We start from the raw sequence: 18,900 nt of genomic DNA on the forward strand, positions 1-18,900 counted from the left end.
TGGATCAGACCAGTCAAACTGGCAGCCTCAGTATAGAGCGTTCTGGCGCAGTGCCAATCGGGAAGATCATGAAACCGAAAACGCTGACGGGCATGGGGTGGGGCGGGGCTGTTCGTCACCGTACCGGGCAGCGCTGCGATGCATTTTTCAATGTGTAGGCGGGTGTCCCGTCCGCTCTGGTCGAAAACACGTTTTTTCAAGCCAAGAATGCTCCACGGCGTTTCCCGCCTGGGATCGACCATCCCGTTATCGCTGGTAAATCGGGAGGTAATGATATCGGACCCCGAGACTGAGGATCGCGAGTGAGGTGGCGTAGACGATCCCAAAATTCCGCTCTTCGCCATCTTCGCTCACCCAGTGTCCGGCACGGGTCTGGATGCGCAGCAATAATTCTCGGGTCAACCGCGTCGCCGTCTCCGCCGCTTCGCCCCCTGCCTGATGCATCCCTTGTGCGTAGTAATACATCCCATAGAAGAAAAACCGATCGTTGTTTCTCGGTGGATGATCGAGCAACCACTTCGCGGCCCCGGCGACGAGGGGCGAATCGTAGCGGCCGCACGTTTGCATGGCGAGCATGCCGGCGGCCGTCATGGTGAAGGTGGGCGAATAGGTGCCGGGCATGTACGCAAATCCATTGACTGGCTCGCGCGGGATGCCCTCACTGTTGACCGGCGAAGTAAACGAATTCTCCAAGTAGGAGATCGCTTTCTCAATCGCGTCGGCAGGCACACGCAGACCATCGTTCTTGGCCGAACGCAACGCCATGACTTGCCAGATCGATACCGAGAGGTCGGAGTCACGCGCCTCGGGCGTGTACCGCCAACCTCCTTGCATGTTTCTTGGTTTGGCCACCGCTTGAGACTTGAGAATGAGTTCGATCGCACCAGCGAGCGCTGCGTGGATTCGCTCATTCTGATCGATGGACGATCCCATGCCGAGCACTTCAGTCAGCATCAGTGTGGTGATACCGTGACCGTACATCCGCGAACCATCCTGCCGGCCAAAGTATCCACCGGTTCGGTTGCGCGGCAACAGCACGTACTCGAGTGCCCGGTCGAGCGCCCGACCGCGATCCGTCCCGTCACCGGCCACGGCGCCGACGCAAGACAACGCCATGATTGCCAGTGAGGTGATCGCCGTTGCGTTGCTGCGATCGGCGATCGAACCATCATCACTCTGCTGACGCAGGAGCGCCTCGACGCCTCGATCGACGGCATGGTCAACAGCATCGGGGACCAACAGATCGGCCAGCTCCTCGGCGGTGCCAACGGTCGAGCGAAACGGGGCCGCCGCTGCGGCGGCGCTACCGGATGCAATCAGCGAGAGCATCCAGCGTCGCGAAAATTGGTTCTTCATGGCCCACCCTCGGCTGGGTTAGAACGCGATTCGGGGGCGCGACCGCCAGCCCGGGCGGCTTCTCCCGCGATAGTCTGGAAATAGGCGTCGATGGCTCCGCGATAGGACAGAGGCACGCTCGTCTTGCGATCCTGGATCATGTCCTCGCTGGCCCGCTCTCTCAACGCGCCCCATTGGCCATCGCTGCGGGGCTCTCCATCGATGCTCAGCAACCCTCCCGATGGCATCACAAAAGAGTCTCCGGATTGGGAACCGGGGCGTCCGGGCTGGTCGCCGCTGGGTTGGTCACCATCTTGGGCTCCCGGTTTCCCGGACGCAGCGATCTGGCGAAGACGTTGTTGACGCTCCGCAGCGAGTCGACGGGCCGCTTGCTGGGCCGCCTCGGCGAGTGTCGGCGAAGCGGCGGCGGGAGACGATGATGGCTTCCCGGAGCCACCGCTCGAGGACTCGCCGCCAGATCCACCCGAGCTCTGTTCAGCGGAGCCTGATTCACCTGAGCCCTGTTCCTCAGACGCACCCCCATCGGGAGCACTGCCGTCAGAAGCACTGGCCTCAGAAGCAGTGGAACCGAAGACAGCGCGATCGAGTTCATCGAGGACGCGAGCGAGCTTTTCGGACCGATTGGCGTCCGCAGCCGTACCCGTCTTCTCGCTCACCCCACCGGTCGGCGACCGCTCTGGAGCACCGTCCGGATCGGCATTCACCGCAGGGATGGAACTGGACAACCCGGAGAGGCCGGCGGCATGATCCTTTAACTGGTCGGCTGCTACGCCGAGGTTCTGATGCGCTTCTCCGGCGGGTTCGCGTCGGGACTCTGGGGACTCCGCCTGAGCGGCGCGATCGAGTTCCAACTGGGCTTGCTCGACCACCGAATCCACGGTTTCCTGCAGGCTCTCAGCGGCGGCAGCGAGTTGCTCCGCCCCTTCCGCGTTCCCCAATCGTTGCTCGTGCCGAGCGGCTCTCTGGAGGTCTTCGGCGGCCTGGCTGGCGGCGCGGCCGGTGTCCGCTTGAGTCTTGGCCAACCATTGGGCAGACGACTGCCGAGGCTGTGGCCGCTCAGCGGCCTGGGACCGTTCGACGAGTTGCTTCGCTTCCGCCGCCAGCCGCTGCAGTTCCCGCCGCGAGATCTCGCTGGCGCGGGCGAGTAGCTCCGCATTGGGATTCTTGGCTGTGATCTCTTCGACAGACTGTTTCTTGGTGGCATCGGTGAAGCTCGCTGCCTGCTGTTCGGCGCGATCAGCAGCTTCACGCGTTTCTTTCGCAGCCTCAGCGGCGTTGGCAGCTTCGGCGACTCGTTGGCGGGTTTCGTCGACCTTGTCCTGCAACCATTCTTGATCGGGTTTCTGCTTTACTCTCTGTTCGGCTTGCTGCAGTTGTTCTTCAGCCTCGCGTTCCTGTTGCTCGGCTTGATGGACTCGCCGGTCGGCCTCATCGCGCCGCTGGCGCCACCGCGGGGTTTGGCGGTCGAGCGACTTGATCCATTCGTTCTGCGCGCGTCGTTGGGAAGCCTCGAGCTGCTTGGCGCGTCCACGACGTGCCCTCTCGTTGGGATGGCTCTCCTGCGATCTCATGGTCTCGGCTTCCTCGCTCAATTCACGTGACTCTTCGGCGACGTGTTGCAAAGAATCCCGCAACTGCTCCGATGCAGCTTGGATCTCCTTGAGCAGTGCGTCATCATTCTGGACTCGATCGGCTTGGTCAGCCGACTCGCCGAGTTCCCGGCGTAGGTCACTGATGGCTTCGCGAGCTGACTGATGATCGCTCTGAGCACTGGCTCGTTCGGCTGCATCGAGCCAAAACTTGGCGACGCTCCGGGATTGATCAGTGAGCGATCGGAGTTGATCTCGCAGCCGCTTCTTCTGTTCGAGGAGGGCGGGGCCTGCCTTCTCGAGGTCGCGTTGCAACCGTTCCTCCTGCTCCGCAGCGGCGCGGACAGCCTGCTCGACATCCGCCACGGTGCGCCGGGAGATTTCGGACAGATCGGCTTGCATCGGCGGATCGCGTTGGAGCTTTTGCTCGAGTCTTCGCAACAATTCCTCGGGACTGGCCTGCGCCAATTCGCTGGAACTCGACGCTTGCTCACGCGAGTCCTGCAGCGCGTCCGATGGCAGATTCTCTCGCAACTCCTGGCGTGTTTGCGACACGTCCTCCCCCGCATCGGCCGCGGCAAAGTGGGCGGCGGTTGTGTTAAGCGTTTCAGCGAGTTGTTGCAGACTCTCGTTCTTTTGAGCCCGTGCGGGCTGTGTTTCAGGCTGCCCCTGTGGCGCCGCCACTGCTTCCATCTGCTGCTGGATTTTCTGCAGAGCCGCGTCTGCGTCGTGGGCGAGGTCTCGCTCGGCGGTCTCAGCGAGGTTAGCTTGGTCGGCTCGCTCGACCAAATCCTCGGCTAACCGGTCAACCTTTGCCTGCAGATCCTCCAGGCTCGGTGGTGAGGCGTTTTCTTCCCCTTCGGATTCGGCTGACTGCGTGTCGCTCGCCGCTGCGTCCTCCTGAGAACCGCCTTGCTGACGCTCGGCGGCTTCGGCCGCTTCGCTGGCGAGTTCGCTCGTCGTCGGCAGCAGGTCTCTCAGTGTTTGTCGTGCATCGACCATCGCGTCCTCGATGACGGGGATCGCCTCACGCAAACGTGAGACCAGAGACTGCACCGGGGCAGCAGCGGAAACGAATGGGGGCGGGTCATATCGCCGCCTCGTCATCCACTCACGGGCTTGAGAGAACTCCGTTCCCCTCCGCGTGTCTTGCAAGTCCTGGATCAGGGAACGATCGATGCCAGCGTCACCCAACTGCTTCAACGGCAGCTCCGAGAACACTTGGTAGTGTTCCAACCTCACGCCCTGAACAACGGCATGATCGGCCCGATCGTCGCCATATCGTTCGCGGTCGGCAATGTTCTGCAACTGCCCCGTCAAACGCATGATCTGGTTGCCGGATTCCAGCGTCATGGCTGCATCTTCGATCAGAGAAAAGAGATCGCCCAGCGATTCCTTGCTCGCCGTTGCCAAGCCGTCTTTCGTTACCTGTTCGGCGACGCGGCGGACCAATCGAAGATCGGTCGCGGTGGCGACTTGCATATCGGCGCGGATGCGTTCACGCGACTCCGCTCGATCGTACCGCGCGATCAACTCATCGAGCTGTGTCGTGAATACAAAACGCCGCAACTTCTCCTGGGCAGCGATCGGTAGGATCTCATCGCTGTCCGGTTGGTTCTGGGCCCGGTCTATCCGGGATTGCGATACCTGCCACTCGCGGCCATCCCGGCCGAGTTGCTTGACTGCCTCCCGGGCTTGCTGGTCATCACGTCCCAGGTCGCGAACGGCTGCGGCAATCTGGCTAAAGGTGCTACCGTGTGCGAACGAACCGACGTGGTGTTGTCGTATGTCGTGCGAAAGTTTGCCAATGGATTCGCGAAAGTCCTGCTCTACATTTGGGTTTCGATCGAGCTGCAGTTTTTCGACGGCTTGCTCAATGCGAAAGGTCGATTCGGCTAGGAAACTTCGGAAATTGCGCAGGTGCCGGATCGTTTCCTCAGGCAGATCCTTCTCGACTCGCGCGATCATCGCTTCCACTTGCCGGAGACGCTCGGCGAGCAAGTCCGCTTGGCCCGGCAAACGCTCGATCGGGACGGCCGAGTCCGGGTCAGCCAGCATCTCGGCTTGGCGTCCGATGGCATGCCAATCCACCGCCAGGGCTTCCGCCAGATCCACGGCCAGCAATCGGGATGGCAGTTCTCTGACGCGACTGCCTGGACTCTCCGCTTTTCGAATCGCCGCAGCGACCTCACTGACGACGTGTTTCTGGTCATATTCGATCAGCGGATCACCGATGTCGGCAGCCAAACGCCATGCGGCAACCGCGTTTTGCAGGTCGCCGAGGACATTGGTTGCCAGACGGTCCATCAACGACAGTTGGTCGACGGCGACGGAGTCCGTACTGCGGACGATCAGTTCGGCGAGCGTGCGGGGCTCAACCGGCATATCGTCCGGCCCGAGTTGCCTCGCGAATGCTTGCAGGACTGCGGGGTCCATCTCACCGGCAATGTCATGCCATCGCTGTTCCAGACCGGCGAGCTCCTCCATCCATTCTGGGGCGGGCGCATACGCCTCACTTCCCGCATCCTCAACCTCCTTGGCTTCGTCGACGGCGGATTTCATCCGTCGGCTGAATTCCTGGAGATCGGTGAACCATGAAGTGAGTTTCGTCGCGATCCCCTGCCAGACGTACAGTGACGTATGCCGATTGGGATCGAACTGCTCATCAGCGACATAGATAAACCGCCAATCTGACTCACCCCGTTTGCCTGCTCGGTCCAGAGCGACCAGCCTTGCCCGCACCAGCGTCCCAGTCGGGAGTGCTTGGCCGTCGCCTCCGTTGCCGCCTATTTTCATCAGGTCGAGGTCCCATTGCGTTTCCTGCTCGGTGGAGGCGGGGTCGAGGGCAATGACCTGTTCACGGATGGGGCCGCTATCAATGATCGATTCAACCACATAGCGGTCCATCGGCAAGTCATCATCAATTCGGCCGGGCAATACCAGCACGGCGGCAGAAGAAGCGATCTGACGTTTGGGGATCGACGCTGACCAAAGTGCGGTGGGCGATCGATCGGCCACCGGATCGATGGCGCAGCGAGGCAGGAACGGATTGCTCAATTCACTGTGGAGACTCACGGCATCGACACGGAAACTGCCAGGGGTTTGAATGGCAACTTCGAAACGAAAACGTGTGGGGTCGTCTTGGACGCTCTGCATGGCGATCCCGGTGTCTTGCCCGTGTTCTCCGAAGTAAACCTGGGCGTTCCGAACAGGCTGGTCGAATTCGACGATGACTTCAGCGCTCGTGCCGATCAATGCTTCGAGGTCGCCATACTCCTCGGTCGATTCGGCGTCAGGTAACTTCGCATAGGTTGGGAAGCGATAGCGTTTGGTGTAGGAGACGACGCGTGGGCGGGGCATGGGAGTCAGTCGATGCCACCTTGTCTCGGCATCGCCGGCGAGTACCCGATAGTGCACGACGCTCTGATCGACTTGGAGATTGACGGCATAAAACTCGGCCGCCGCAGACTCCTCTCTCTCGGTCTCGGTTTCGGGCGGGGGCGCATGCTCAGTTGACCAATTAGCGCGAGGCGACATCGGCAGCCTCCCACTGCGGCCATCGTCGCTCTGCCATTGCAACTGCACCTCGCCCCGTCCTCGCTTTCTCACCTCCGCCGCGACAGCAATCAGGTCACCTTCGGCAACGGACTTCGACGCGGGACGGGGTGCTGTGATTTCGAGTTGCGTGATCGATGCCCGCTGGATCGGGGCCATTGGCACGAACGCACGGGCGAACCGCCGCGGCAGTTGCAGAGAGGGAATGAGGCTTAACAGAGCGATGGCAGCGATCAATCCAGCAGCCACGGCCAGTGAGGTTCGCACCAAACGCCATGGCAACATCTCGCGAATGTCGAGCGACGAGAGTTGGCCAGCGACGCCCGATTGCAGCGATGAGCGGAAGGCAACCGATCCGTTGGCGTGGCGTGGATCCTCGAGTTCGACGGCCGATAGCAACCGCTCACGCAGCGGCGGTGTGGCGGCCTCCATGCTCCGAGCAATCGCCGCCCAATCTCGCTGGCGTGATTCACGGATCCCGCACCGCCAAGCGATTGCCAATGCGGTGATGTCGACTAACAATGCCCCCATCGTTCGCAGCGGTATCGAGAGCGACCAGAAATAGTCGATGGTCATCAGCAGGAACATGCCAGCTAAAAAGCAAACGATCCCAATCGCGACGCCTCGGCAAAACTGCAGTCTCGCTCGGCGGCTGGCAAAGCGTTCAATTGCCGACCGGGTCGGCGGCAACATCTCACTCGATGCCGGTGGACTCATGGCTGCACCGGCCCTCGCCGAACGATCCTCAGGCGTCAACAACATGCTATTGCCGCTGGACGTCGATGCTCCTGTTGAACTCATAGTAAACCCACTTTCTTGCGAAACCACCACTCTGTTGCGAGCAGGGCGATGATGATGGCGAAGATCCACCAGGTCTGCCACAGCAGCGTGTCGGACTCGATGATGCGGCCTCCCGAGAGCGATTCGAGCGACGTGAGAATCTCGTTGGCGGACGATTCGTGAACGGCCGAGCCGCCCCCGGCTTGGGCAATCCTCTGCAAGGCAGCAGCGTCGATAGAAACGCGATCGAGTTCATTCGAACGTGGCGGTTCCACCCAAATCGGCGTCGAGGCCTTTAGCGCCGCCGAATCAAAACCACTGGCCCGAATCCGCACGCGATACTCACCCGCTGACAAGGCTCCCGTTTCTCCAACGTAGGTCCCTCGCCCAGCATCATCGAGATGCAATGGTACCGTCGCTATCGGCTGACCATCCCGCAGCAGAATCGCGTCCACGGCCGCGGCGGTGGCGGACTCACGGGTGTGTTGATCCCGGTTGAGCAAACGTGCTCGGATCGTTGCAGCCTGGCCCACTCGATAGTCGATTTTGTCTGTTCCGATCGCCACGAACGCGTCCCGAACAGCATAGGGCGGCTGCATCGCAGCAGTCATCAATTGGTTCCAAAAACGTCCTTGTAGCCGACTCTCCACCCGATAACGCCATCGCCAAGTCTGGTCCGAAGCCAGATAGAACACGCGTCCCGCGCCAAACATCCGGGTCACCAACCATGGGCTGGGGTTGGCCCGGTCGTCGATCACTTCCGCCCAAACCTCAGCATCCACCTGCGCCGTAACCGCTTGCGTCGACGTCGGTGCAGCGACGAGGGACCAAACCTCGTTGACTCGGCTCGATGATTGCTCGTCGCCCACGTCGAGCATCATCACGGGGTGGGAGCGTCCCACATCGGTGGGCTCGATCGATTCGATGTTACTGACCATGCTCGCATTGGGATCGAAACGGACCGGAATCAATCCCGCCATGATGCTATCCTCAGCCAGCTCAGCGATCCGTCCGTAGCGTCCGTCGACCACGATCAGACCACCGCCGCTGGCGACGAAGTCTGAGAGCCCCTGGGCGTCCTGATCGGTCCACTGATCCGGAGGAACTTCGCCGAGAATCACGGCATCGTACTTCGCCCAGGCTCGCGACGAGTCGGGCAGTTCACCTGCGGCGTTACCACGTCGCACCCGCCGACTGTCCGTGCCACGGCCGAACAACAGCGTATCGACCGACCAGGCGGGGTCCCGGGTAAATAAATTTCGGAGATATCGCGTCTCCCAACGCGAGGAACCATCGAGGATCAACAGTCGTCGATCACGACTCGCCGCGGCAATGCGAAAATCGAGTGAGTCGTTCGCCGACGACGTATCCATCAGGTCAAAGGCAGCCCGACGGTCGGTCGTATTATCCTCGCGATCACGGTTATCGAGCAGGGTAACATGGGCCGTTAATGGCAACGCCACCGTATCGCGATCGACGCCGCGAATGTCTCTTTGGTTGGCATGCTCGAGCAACGGCTCGACCGGGAAATCAAAATCGACGGGCGTTTGACCGTCCTCAGAAATCAGCACAGTTTCCGACCATACCGATCGCTCGCCGCTTCGGATATCGACTCGAACGGTTCGTCCTTCGTTTCCAAAATGCTTGATCCAAACCTGTCCTGCGGCACGCCCATCATCGGCGACTCGCGCCGGTGCGTCGACGTCGACGACACCGATATCAGCAGGCTCGTCCACGCTGCCCATGGCGATCGTGTGTACTTTCCAGCCCACATCCGCCAACCTCGCAGCGACATCGCTCGCATCGGCTCGCCCGGCCGAGTCCCGTCCATCGGAAAACATCACGACCGCCCGAGAGGGAGCGTCTTCTGCGTCGCCCGAACTGGCGTCGGCCCCCGCATCGTCAGCCAGAATCCGCAGCGGCGCGCTCAAATCCGTCCTCGTCCCACTGGCCTGCTCCATCGACGCAGTCGTCTCCTGATCGGATTGCCGGGACGAATCAGCCCGGTTGTCTCCACCGATCATCTCGGTGGCTGTGTCCGATGATGAACTCCAGGCGAGGTGTGCAAGGTCAGCGAACGTCACCACATCCATCTCGTGCGTCGGGCGCAGTTGTTCGATCCATCCGTCGTGGCCGGACTGGCCGAACAATAAGTCCGTGGCCCGACGCAGCCGGTCGGGGGAGGTTTGAGTCTGAGAATCTCGCTCAGCCATGCTCTGCGAGCGATCGACCGCCCACACGATGCGAGCTGGATTGCCGATGACTTGACGATGATGCCAGACGGGCCCAGCCAAGAGGAGGCAGGCCAGAACGATGGCCGTCCCACGCATCGCGGGCAACAGCCATGACCAGGGGGCGTCAAGCTTCGCCGTTTCCCGCAGATACAGCACCATCACGACGAGTCCTGCCGTGAGCGAACCCAGGCAGATCAGCCAAACCGGCAAGTCGGATGAAAATCGCAAACTAGCTAACAACTCTGGCATCACATCGCTTCCGGACGCGGCCGAGTGAACGGATTCGCCGCGCGCAGCACGCCCCGCTGCTGCCAGAGAACCTCGCCAATCATCACTGCGATCAACAGACACAAGAGTGGACGCCAAAGTTCTCTCCCAAACCGATCACGCTGTGTCGCCTCGACGAGGGAACCAGCCTCCCGGTAGCGATCGGCACCGAGTCGCTCGATGCATTCCTCCATCAGCTCCGGTGCAACGCTGCGTAGCGTCGACTCCGACGCCGGCACGTCTACCACCCGCACCGCCACCGCCTGCGGAACCGAATCACCGTCTGTGGCAAGATCACTCACATTCCCGAATCGGTAGGCGCCCACGATCGAAGTTTCATGGAATACCAGAGGCGATCCAGATGAAACCGGCAGGTTTTGCAACGCTCCGCCGGACGCAGTGACCCGCCAGGCAGCAGCGTCCTGATCGCCGGGCGGAGAGATTGGAGGAATCACCATCGGCGTCCCCGGCAACTGGCTGCTGGGGAAGTCCTTCCCGACCATTTCCAATACCAGTTCCTGCATCATCGGCAGGTATACCGGACGCAGCGGCAAATTGGACCAAGACGTATCACATGCAATCGCGAACTGCATCACGCGTCCCAGTCCCCCCTGATCCCTGTTTCCCTCTTCCGTCTGATCGCCTGGAGCGGTGGCGGCCCGCAGCTGATCCGCCCCGGTGACGACCAAGGGCTCTCCTGATTCTGTGCGGAGCCAGACCGAGGACGAGGATGGTTCGGGTGAGAGCGATCGCAACTGCGAAATCTCCACCGGGTCGAATAGCGACTCATCGGCATCACCGAGCGACTGCCAAACCGATAACCTGGCCCCCGGCGGTACGATCCGAAAGGGAGAATCTTGGCTCTCGATCGTGGATTGAATCTGAGCCGGCAACCACTCGCAATCGGCCCACGCCGCCGGGTCGACTTGATCGCCATCAAAGAACAACACATGACCTCCCGCCGACAGGTACCGCGATAGCGGATCCTGATCCTCAGCCCTCGGAGGACGCTCCACGTTGGCGAGCACGATTAAATCGGGCAGCGGTCCCTCGGCGGCCTCAGAGGATCGCCCCCGGGCCGGATCATCCGCAACGAGCGGGGCGAGTTGTTTGATGAGGCCCCGCTGCGACATTACCTTGGTGGAGACGAGATCGCGAGGCTCCGTGGGATGGGCCCCGTTCGCGGACGTTGCATTGGCCAGCCGACCGGATGCTCGAAACGCATACGGGCTCAGCGCGATCCGGAGAAAATCGGTTTCCCCCTGCAGCGGTTCCTGTGAGGGTTGCCCGTCGACCAACCAAACGCGGATGGGACTGAGAACCTCGACGGCCAACTCGCGACGATTATCGGCGGGAATCGCATCGGCGTGCTCAAGCGTCAACCCCACACTCGCTCCACCGGCGGCGTCGAAAGTCGTCTGCCAACTCAAATGCACTGTGCCACGCGGTTCGAGCGAAATCGTCTCGGTATCGAACACCCGGCCATCGATCATCCAGCCCGCGCGGACGTTCACAACTGGCAAATCGGAATCATTGCGAACCGTGGCCGATATCGACACCGGACGATCGACGAGAATCGCAGTGGCATCGATCTGGACCGATTCGACAACCACATTGGCGAGGGAACTGGCATCCGCGTTGGTATCGGTGACGTCGAGAAAATCCAGTTGCGGTCTCGGTTGGAATCCCGATAAACGATCCTGAATCGGCTCGAGCGATGCGAGGAAGGATGAGCCCGCCGTTTCGTCTGGGTTCGCAAACGCGTTCTCTTGAAAATCCGATACAACGATGATCCGGCGGTAGGGATGAGTGGCGTCGCGACACGCATTGACCCCCGCCTGGAGCGCCGCCGCCATATCGAAGGGCGCTCCGTCAAAGCGAAGTTCACGCAGGGTCTCGCGGGCGTCACGAGGACCACCCCGCGATGGCGGTGCCGACAACCGGCTGCTCGAAATCAGGATAACCTCATCGCGTCGAGGCATCGAATCGAGCAGTTCGTTGATGGACTCGATCGCGTGGGCCGAACGTGCCCCCGCAGACATGGAACGACTCTCGTCCACCAACAGAATCAACGAGACCGGGCTCTCGCCCGCGATCGCTTCGCCTCCGAGCGGACCGATCGATGATAGCAAGGGCCGCGCCATCGCGAACGCTAGCAGGATCGGGATCGCACAGCGTAGCAGCAAGAGGATCCACTGGTGCCACTGCATTCGCCGGCGGTTCGCGTTGACAATATCCTGCAACAGGAACATCGCTCCCCAATCGAGTCTGCGAAAGCGACTACGAAACAACAAATGTATCGCTAACGGGACGACAAATGCCGCCGCTCCCAACGCCATCACACCGTTGACTAAACTCATGGGCCGACCTCCACCGACGGCCCGCCTTGAATCGCCTCATGGGCCGCCCCGGAAACCGGTCCCGCTTGCCGCATCCTGACAAACCGAGACAAACAGTCCACCAGGGACAGATCGGTGCGTATCAACAGGTGGTCGACATGGTTCCGCCGGCATGCCGCAGCGATCATGTCGTTGTGTCTCTTGAGCGATTCCAAATAGCGGTCGCGAATCTGGCGGGCGTCAATGATCTCGTGCCGATCGGTCGCCTCGAGATCACGGAAGTCAACGCGTTCTTCAAAGGGGAAGTCCAACTCGTCAGGATCGACGACTTGGAGAAACACCACGTCTTGTCGACCGCCCCGCAACAACGTCAATGAGCGGCCGAGCGATTCCACATCACCAAATCCATCCGATATCAGCACCACCAAACCGCGCCGCGGCAGCTTCACGGATGCTTGACGCAGCACCGTGCCCAGGTCGGTCTCGCCACCGCGATGATCCTGAACGAGCGCGTTCAAAATGACGTTGAGATGAGACGGCAGCATCCGGGGTGGGACCACGTCTCGCACCTTGGCGTCGAATGTCATCACGCCCACCGAGTCTTGATTGGAAAGCATCAAGTAGGACAACGCCGCAGCGAGCCCCATCGCATACTCTTGCTTCGTCCCATTCCACCAGGGGGCGGCCGAATCCGACGCTCCCGCAGCAGAGGTCTGGGCTTCGCGGCTAAGCGATCTCGCTCGCTCGCCTCCATAAGCCATGCTGCCGCTCTGATCGACCAGCAACATGCAGCGCAGGTTGGTCTCCTCTTCGAACTCGCGAACGTATAAACGATCGCTCTTCCCGAACGCTTTCCAGTCGATATTCTTCAGTTCATCACCCGGCACATAGGGCCGGTGCTCTTTAAACTCAACGCTCGACCCCTTGTGCGGCGAGCGATGCCTGCCAACCGCTAGCCCTTCGACGGCCTGGCGGGCGGCCAAACGCAACGACTCGATGCGAGATACATCGCGGGCGCGAAATAAATCGGCAAGTCGCATGGTGGCAGGATCCGAAGCAGGACGGTGGGCAGGCTAGAATCGCCAGTCTATCGCATCGGCGAGGCCAAGTCACGTTGGAGCCTCAGCCGCGCGCCAGAAGCTGGTCCGATGAAGTTTTGCGGTGGAATGAGCCGACGGCGCTGGCCGAATGGCACTTACTCTAGTTTGCGAGGCGGTCTTGGTAACCCGAGGCGTCAGCGAGGATGATCTCTTGACCACGCAGCGCACTGCGTTTTCCTCGCTGACGCGTCGGGTTACCAACCTAGCAACCCGTGATCAATAACTGGCGGATTTAGCGAGAGCTTTTCTGTGGTATCCGGTGGTGTTCGCTTGCGCTCAAACCACCGGCTATTTTCTATCATCCCTGACGGGATACTTCTGGATATTGAGCAGCTCGTTGGTTCGTCCAATACGACTTTCCCGATGCGATTATTCCTGCTCGGGACCGGGGTCGAGTACATCCTCGACGTCCCGGTAGGTCTGCATCATCTGGTCGAGCTGTTTCAGCAGACGATCGATATCGCGGCCATTGTCGATGGATTCGGTCAACAGAGGACGCATCCATTCCTGCATCAAGTGAAATTGCCCCTTGATCAGCTCGGCCATTACCCGCGGCACCTTATGCTGGACAAGCACCTTCTGCTCAATCGGCGTAGCAGCGTTCTGGCGAGCTAAATTTTCGATCTGGCTCCCGGTCGATTCCATTTGATGACTGAGCGAGTCGCCGATCGCGAGCAGTGACTGCCGCAATGTGTCGATGCGGGCATCCATCCGTTCCTCGCCGGAATGGTCCGTCATCGCGATAGCCTTGGCAAGGACCTGGCGAATCGATTCGAGCCCGTCACGCATCGAAGCAAGTTGACGCAGCACCTGGCCAACTTGATCCTCACTGTCCATTCCCGCCATCCGGACGCTCTCGACAAAGGCGTACTTGATCGCGTCCCAACGCTGAGTTTCCTCAGGCGTCATGATCCCCATCAGCTCTTTGAACTTGAGCACGTTGGCTTCGTTGTCCGTTGTCAACGTCTGTGCGTCTTGCTCGTAATTGCTCACGATCAACGTCTGCAACTCGGCATCGTTCATCACCGGAGCAACGCGTTCGGCGATCCGGTTCATGTTCCGATAACTTCCCTGTAACTTGAAGGGCGGTTCGGTTCGATGGGAGTCGGCTTGCGCGGCCGAGCGAATGTAGGCGCGATTGACCTTGAGCACCACGTCGCGGACGCGGAGTAGTTTCCGCATGACTTCGAACATGTCACGGGTTTGGTCAAGTGACAGGTTGCTTTCTAGTTCGATACCTTCCATCGAATCACGCTGGGCCGCCATCGCGATCCGTCGCGCATCGACAGGGGGCGCCGACGCCAGAGCGGCGAGTGTCGTGTTGCTGGACAAACAGTTCTCGATATAGCTCATCTCGAACGCGTCGGCCTTGTCACCGATGATCTCGCCGAGATTGTAAACATCAGCGCGGTTGGAGAGCATGTCGGGGACTTGGAATCGGTCGCCACTCTCGGTGTAAGGGTTACCCGCCATCACCACCGCCACACGCCGGCCACGCAGATCATAGGTGCGTGTCTTGCCATGACGCACACCCTCGATCTTGCGGGTGGCATCACAAAGCGAGATGAACTTCTGCAGGAGCTCGGGATGCGTGTGCTGGATATCATCGAGATACAGCATCACGTTGTCCCCCATCTCGAGGGCCAGGTTCAACCGCTCGACTTCCTCGCGAGCGGCCGCGTTGGGAGCCTCGGCAGGGTCGAGCGAAGTCACGCCGTGGCCAATTGCCGGACCGTTGATCTTCATGAAGACCAACCCGAGACGGTTGGCAACGTACTCCATCAACGTCGTCTTGCCGTATCCGGGAGGCGAGATCAGCAACAGCAATCCCATTCGATCGGTGCGTTTGTCCGCCCCGGCCACGCCCATCTGCTTGGCAAGGTTATCACCGATCAGTGGCAAATAGACCTCGTCGAGCAATTGATTGCGAACGAAGCTACTGAGCACCTTCGGTTTGAACTCATCTAATCGCATCGAGTCCCGAGCTTCCTGGACCAATTCCGCTTTGGCATCGTGCAGGGCCCGATAACGCGGCACAACCGAAGCTCGATAGCCGCCCAGGCGATGCATGAACTCGTGGTAATGAATCGGCATCTCGCCCTGGTGGATCCGCTCATGACTGCCCACGAGAGAATCCACCACGGCAGCAACGGGGACCTCGACAACGCTGATTCGATCTTGCCGAGAGGCGTTATCGTCAGCATCCATCGGTGGCTGCATGGCCATGGATTCGGACTGCGACTCGCCGACGATATCGCGGAGCACGAACCAGGCGAGTTCGTCGCGGTACCCGGCCGCCGGATCGACGTCGCCGTCACTCGGCACCGGGCGTTTGGACAAGAATGCATCGACCCAGTTGCGGGCGAGCACATAGAGGCGCGAAGGATCTTCTGCGTTGTTACGCAGTCCCGCGATCAACCATTTCTTCCGGTCCGACGCGGGCAGTGCATTTCGGAACTCTTCAAAAAGCTCCGCTGCTCGGCCGCTGAGCGTCGTCTTGGATGGCGACACAAGCTGTTCGTCGAAAAGGTATTGAGCGATTCGATCCGCGGCAAGGTGTTCGCCAAAGAGCGGCCTCCAGATCGCGGCGTCCGATGTTGCGAGTTGGCTCAATCGCTCGCGGAATTCAATGGCAGGCTGGGCGTTGGGGAACGCCCGGGCAAGCTTGGCAAATCCCGCGATCCAATCGCTCATCTCGCCACGGCGTCGTTCGTCGAGCAGTAAATGCCACCAGAATTGCGAGCAAGCACGCAGCGTGGGTTCGTAGCAAAGCAGGCTGAGTTGATCGTCGATTTGCAGGATGGTATTCAAGATCGCGGTGGCGTCGACGTCGTGCACGCCCTTGGCATAGCCTTCGTCAAAACGGCCGTTCATCTGCTGGCTGACCCACGCTAGCTCGACGGGCTGTGAGCGTGGGGACTGTTGTACCGTGTGAAACAGATCCATCGCCAGATACTCGGCGCGGTAGATCTCTCGGTTCTCACTAACCAGCGGCTGGTCCCACAATTCACGCGACGCCTCGAGCCGTGGGTCGCTCATCGGCTCAAAGAACTGGGTCCCGGTCAAGTGAAGACAAAGTTCACCGCCGCGGTACACCGTGGTCAGGTCGAGCGGCTGTGTGTTGACGGCGAACTTTCGCTCACCCAATCGGATCACGTCGCCCCCATCCTCGAACAAGTCCTGTCGATCCTTGAGCCCTCTGACGGCATCCTCACGGACGACTTTCAAACGGCCTTGCAGGTCCCCCACACGAACGGCATCGCCGAGCTCATCGAGTTCCTCGATCAAGCTGCGGATTTTGCCGACCATCAAATCGCCGGCGAAGTAGGCAGCGATCGCGTCGCTCGACTCCATCGCGGTGACACGGGCGGAGATGCCTTTTAGAATTCGGTCGGCTGCCGAGGCCAGAGATTCGGCGCGTTGGTTGCGTTTCTCCAACAAAGCGACCTTCCGCGATTCAAACGCGGTGTAAATCTCTTCGCGTCGCTCCGCGAGCGTTTCGATAAACTCGTCGAATTCAGCAAATCGACCTTCCAATTCTTCCAGGCTGACCATCACCTTGGTCATGTATTCGTCGCAGCGTGCCGGCGTATCACAAACATCGAGGTAGCCGGCTGTGGATTGCTGCAGCAGTTTCATCTGGGAAGCGAACTCGGCGCGCCCTTCGATCCCAATCAGCTCACGACGGCGATTCTTCAGGGCGCTGCGAACACGATTTACCGTGGCAAAAACATCGCCGATCGCGTCAATGATCTCCGTTCGCTGGGTCGCGTCATCGATCTGCAGGTTGCTGACCGTTTCGGTGAGCAGTTCGAGCTCCGAGGCCGCTGTATCGATCTCCGTTTCGAGTTCCTTTGCGTTGGCAACACTGTCGACCTCTGGAATCTTGGCCTCGGCCGCCGTGATCGCTGCGTGATAGGGTGCGAGAGAATCGGCAGTTAATAGAAAGTCGACGCAGCGGCGGCTCAGCCGCGTGGTCGCTTCGGTTAGTTGAGTTTCGAGCGATTCAGCGAGCGATAGATCGGCGAACTTGAGATCACGCAGGGTGATCGCATGACCGCGGTGCTCACGCAACTTCGCCAAGGAGGCAACGAAGTCGTTGATCGATTCAAACCGCGAGCGTTCCACCTCTTTGAGGGTCTCTTCGATCGCCGATTCAACGCGCGCTGTTTGCTTCCTCGTTTCGCTGCGGACCCGGGTGACCTTCTCAAACTCTTCGATCGCTGCGGTCGCGGTATTGCGAATTTCACCGAGCGGCTCGTTGAGATGATGAGTTTCGGGTTTATCGATCCAAAAGAAGCTGTCGAGGATATCTCCCGATTTCTTGACGAGATCCTGGTACAAGCCGTCATAGCTGTCGTCCTTCTCGATCAGCTGCAGGACCTCGCTGCATTCCGCCATCCCGCCGACGAGGTCTTTGTTGCCAATCTTGAACAGCAGCGAATCGGTTTGATGGGGCGGTAAGAAGTCTTGACCGACGAACGGTGTTTGCCAGATCTGAATAGGGTGGTGCTTCTGAGGTGCTTGGTTGCCCTTGAAACAAACCATTTCACCGGCTTCGAAAAACGTCTGGCCATGGCAGACCAGCGGTGTGTCGACGCTCTGGCGGATCTGGTTATATCTCAGCTGCACGTAGGTACCCTGCTCGAGATTGCTAAACAGGTACAGATAATCCTCGCCGTTGGGCGAGGCGATTGTGCGTTCGTAACGCATGTCAGCGAGGCCATGATCGAACCGTTTGAACTCGCCCGATTGCAAGTAGTACCCGCCTGGAAAAATCAGGCCCTGGTCACCCGGCAGCATCACGCAGGAATGCTGAATCTCGTCGAGCCGCACGGCTTGATTGACCTTGCCGCTGAAGACAATGTAGCGAAAGGCGTTCTCTTGATAGGGTTTGATCTTCAGCAACACGAGGTTGCCGACAACGGCAAAGTAAGTCTCGGCGTCGTCGAGTTTTTGGTCGGGGTTGTCGACCGGTTCGTCATAGATCCCCTCTCCGCTGCTGGTGTTGTTCTCAACTTTGATCGTGAGGTCGCCACCAACAGTTTCGACGAACACCTTGTCCTCGATCGAAATGTGAGGGTGTTCCCCATAGTGATGCATGTCGCGCGTTGCCCGTTTCCAGGCAAACGCATGCTGGGCCGGACGTTTCACTTCATGATCGCTACGGTTATCGATGTACTCGATCGTCCCATCCGTGATCCGCCATTTAAACGACTTGATATCGCTAGCGGTTCGTCCGATCTGAAACACCATGTGCAGGATCGGCCCGGCAACAAAGAACCGCAGGAAGGTGGTGCCCTTGTAGAACCGATAGAGTTCCTCAAAGTCGTGAACGAAGGACGGATCGCTGATCAGGTCGAGCGACTCGCGATGGAATTCATGATCGACCATTCGGTAGATAGCGAACACATCGGGAAGATGGATCTCGGTCTTCAATCCGAACTGGACGTTGTAGCCGAACACGAAATGGTCGCCGATCGAAACGATATCGCGGGCGATACAGTTGTGCTCGGTCGTGATCCGTTGAGTCGCGATCAATCGCGTTTCAATATTGCCGAAAACCTCACTGCGATCGGCATTGAGTTGGCCCAACCGCTTCCGCAATTCGCCCGCGGATTCGTTCAGGCGGTTGCGGAGGATCTCGTAGGTACCACCGGCGAGTTGTGTGTCACTCATG

At 60.0% G+C, this 18,900-nt stretch carries 7 protein-coding genes; 1 reads left to right on the forward strand and 6 read right to left on the reverse strand.

Translation table 11 applies throughout. The annotated features are described in order from the left end of the window. Positions 1–246: 246 nt before the first annotated feature. Genes CA85_RS10060 through CA85_RS10080 form a run of 5 tightly spaced genes read right to left on the reverse strand, consistent with a single transcriptional unit; the run spans position 247 to position 13,160 of the window. The gene (locus tag CA85_RS10060; RefSeq protein WP_146391197.1) at positions 247–1,356 is read right to left on the reverse strand and encodes a terpene cyclase/mutase family protein; all 1,110 of its coding nucleotides are present in this window, start codon (positions 1,354–1,356) and stop codon (positions 247–249) included. Further along, the gene (locus tag CA85_RS10065; protein ID WP_146391198.1) at positions 1,353–7,301 is read right to left on the reverse strand and encodes a hypothetical protein; all 5,949 of its coding nucleotides are present in this window, start codon (positions 7,299–7,301) and stop codon (positions 1,353–1,355) included. Before CA85_RS10065 ends, CA85_RS10060 begins: the two co-directional genes overlap by 4 nt. Beyond that, positions 7,298–9,763: a VWA domain-containing protein gene (locus CA85_RS10070; protein ID WP_146391199.1), complete on the reverse strand. Its 2,466-nt coding sequence runs from the start codon at positions 9,761–9,763 to the stop codon at positions 7,298–7,300. The genes CA85_RS10065 and CA85_RS10070 overlap by 4 nt, the downstream gene beginning before the upstream one ends. Continuing rightward, positions 9,763–12,141, reverse strand: coding sequence for a BatA domain-containing protein (locus CA85_RS10075; RefSeq protein ID WP_146391200.1), 2,379 nt, complete (start codon positions 12,139–12,141; stop codon positions 9,763–9,765). The genes CA85_RS10070 and CA85_RS10075 overlap by 1 nt, the downstream gene beginning before the upstream one ends. After that, entirely contained in the window at positions 12,138–13,160 is a 1,023-nt protein-coding gene (locus CA85_RS10080) for a DUF58 domain-containing protein (protein WP_146391201.1), read from the reverse strand. Before CA85_RS10080 ends, CA85_RS10075 begins: the two co-directional genes overlap by 4 nt. A 148-nt stretch (positions 13,161–13,308) precedes the next feature. Between CA85_RS10080 and CA85_RS25960 the strand changes: the two genes are divergently transcribed. Beyond that, complete coding sequence (locus CA85_RS25960) at positions 13,309–13,443, forward strand: hypothetical protein (RefSeq protein ID WP_261344709.1); 135 nt, start codon at positions 13,309–13,311, stop codon at positions 13,441–13,443. A gap of 146 nt (positions 13,444–13,589) precedes the next feature. On the opposite strand, the gene CA85_RS10085 is transcribed toward CA85_RS25960, so the two are convergent. Then, entirely contained in the window at positions 13,590–18,899 is a 5,310-nt protein-coding gene (locus tag CA85_RS10085) for a DNA repair ATPase (protein ID WP_146391202.1), read from the reverse strand. Position 18,900 lies beyond the last annotated feature (1 nt).

Source organism: Allorhodopirellula solitaria (genome assembly GCF_007859855.1).
Classification (GTDB): Bacteria; Planctomycetota; Planctomycetia; order Pirellulales; family Pirellulaceae; genus Rhodopirellula; species Rhodopirellula solitaria.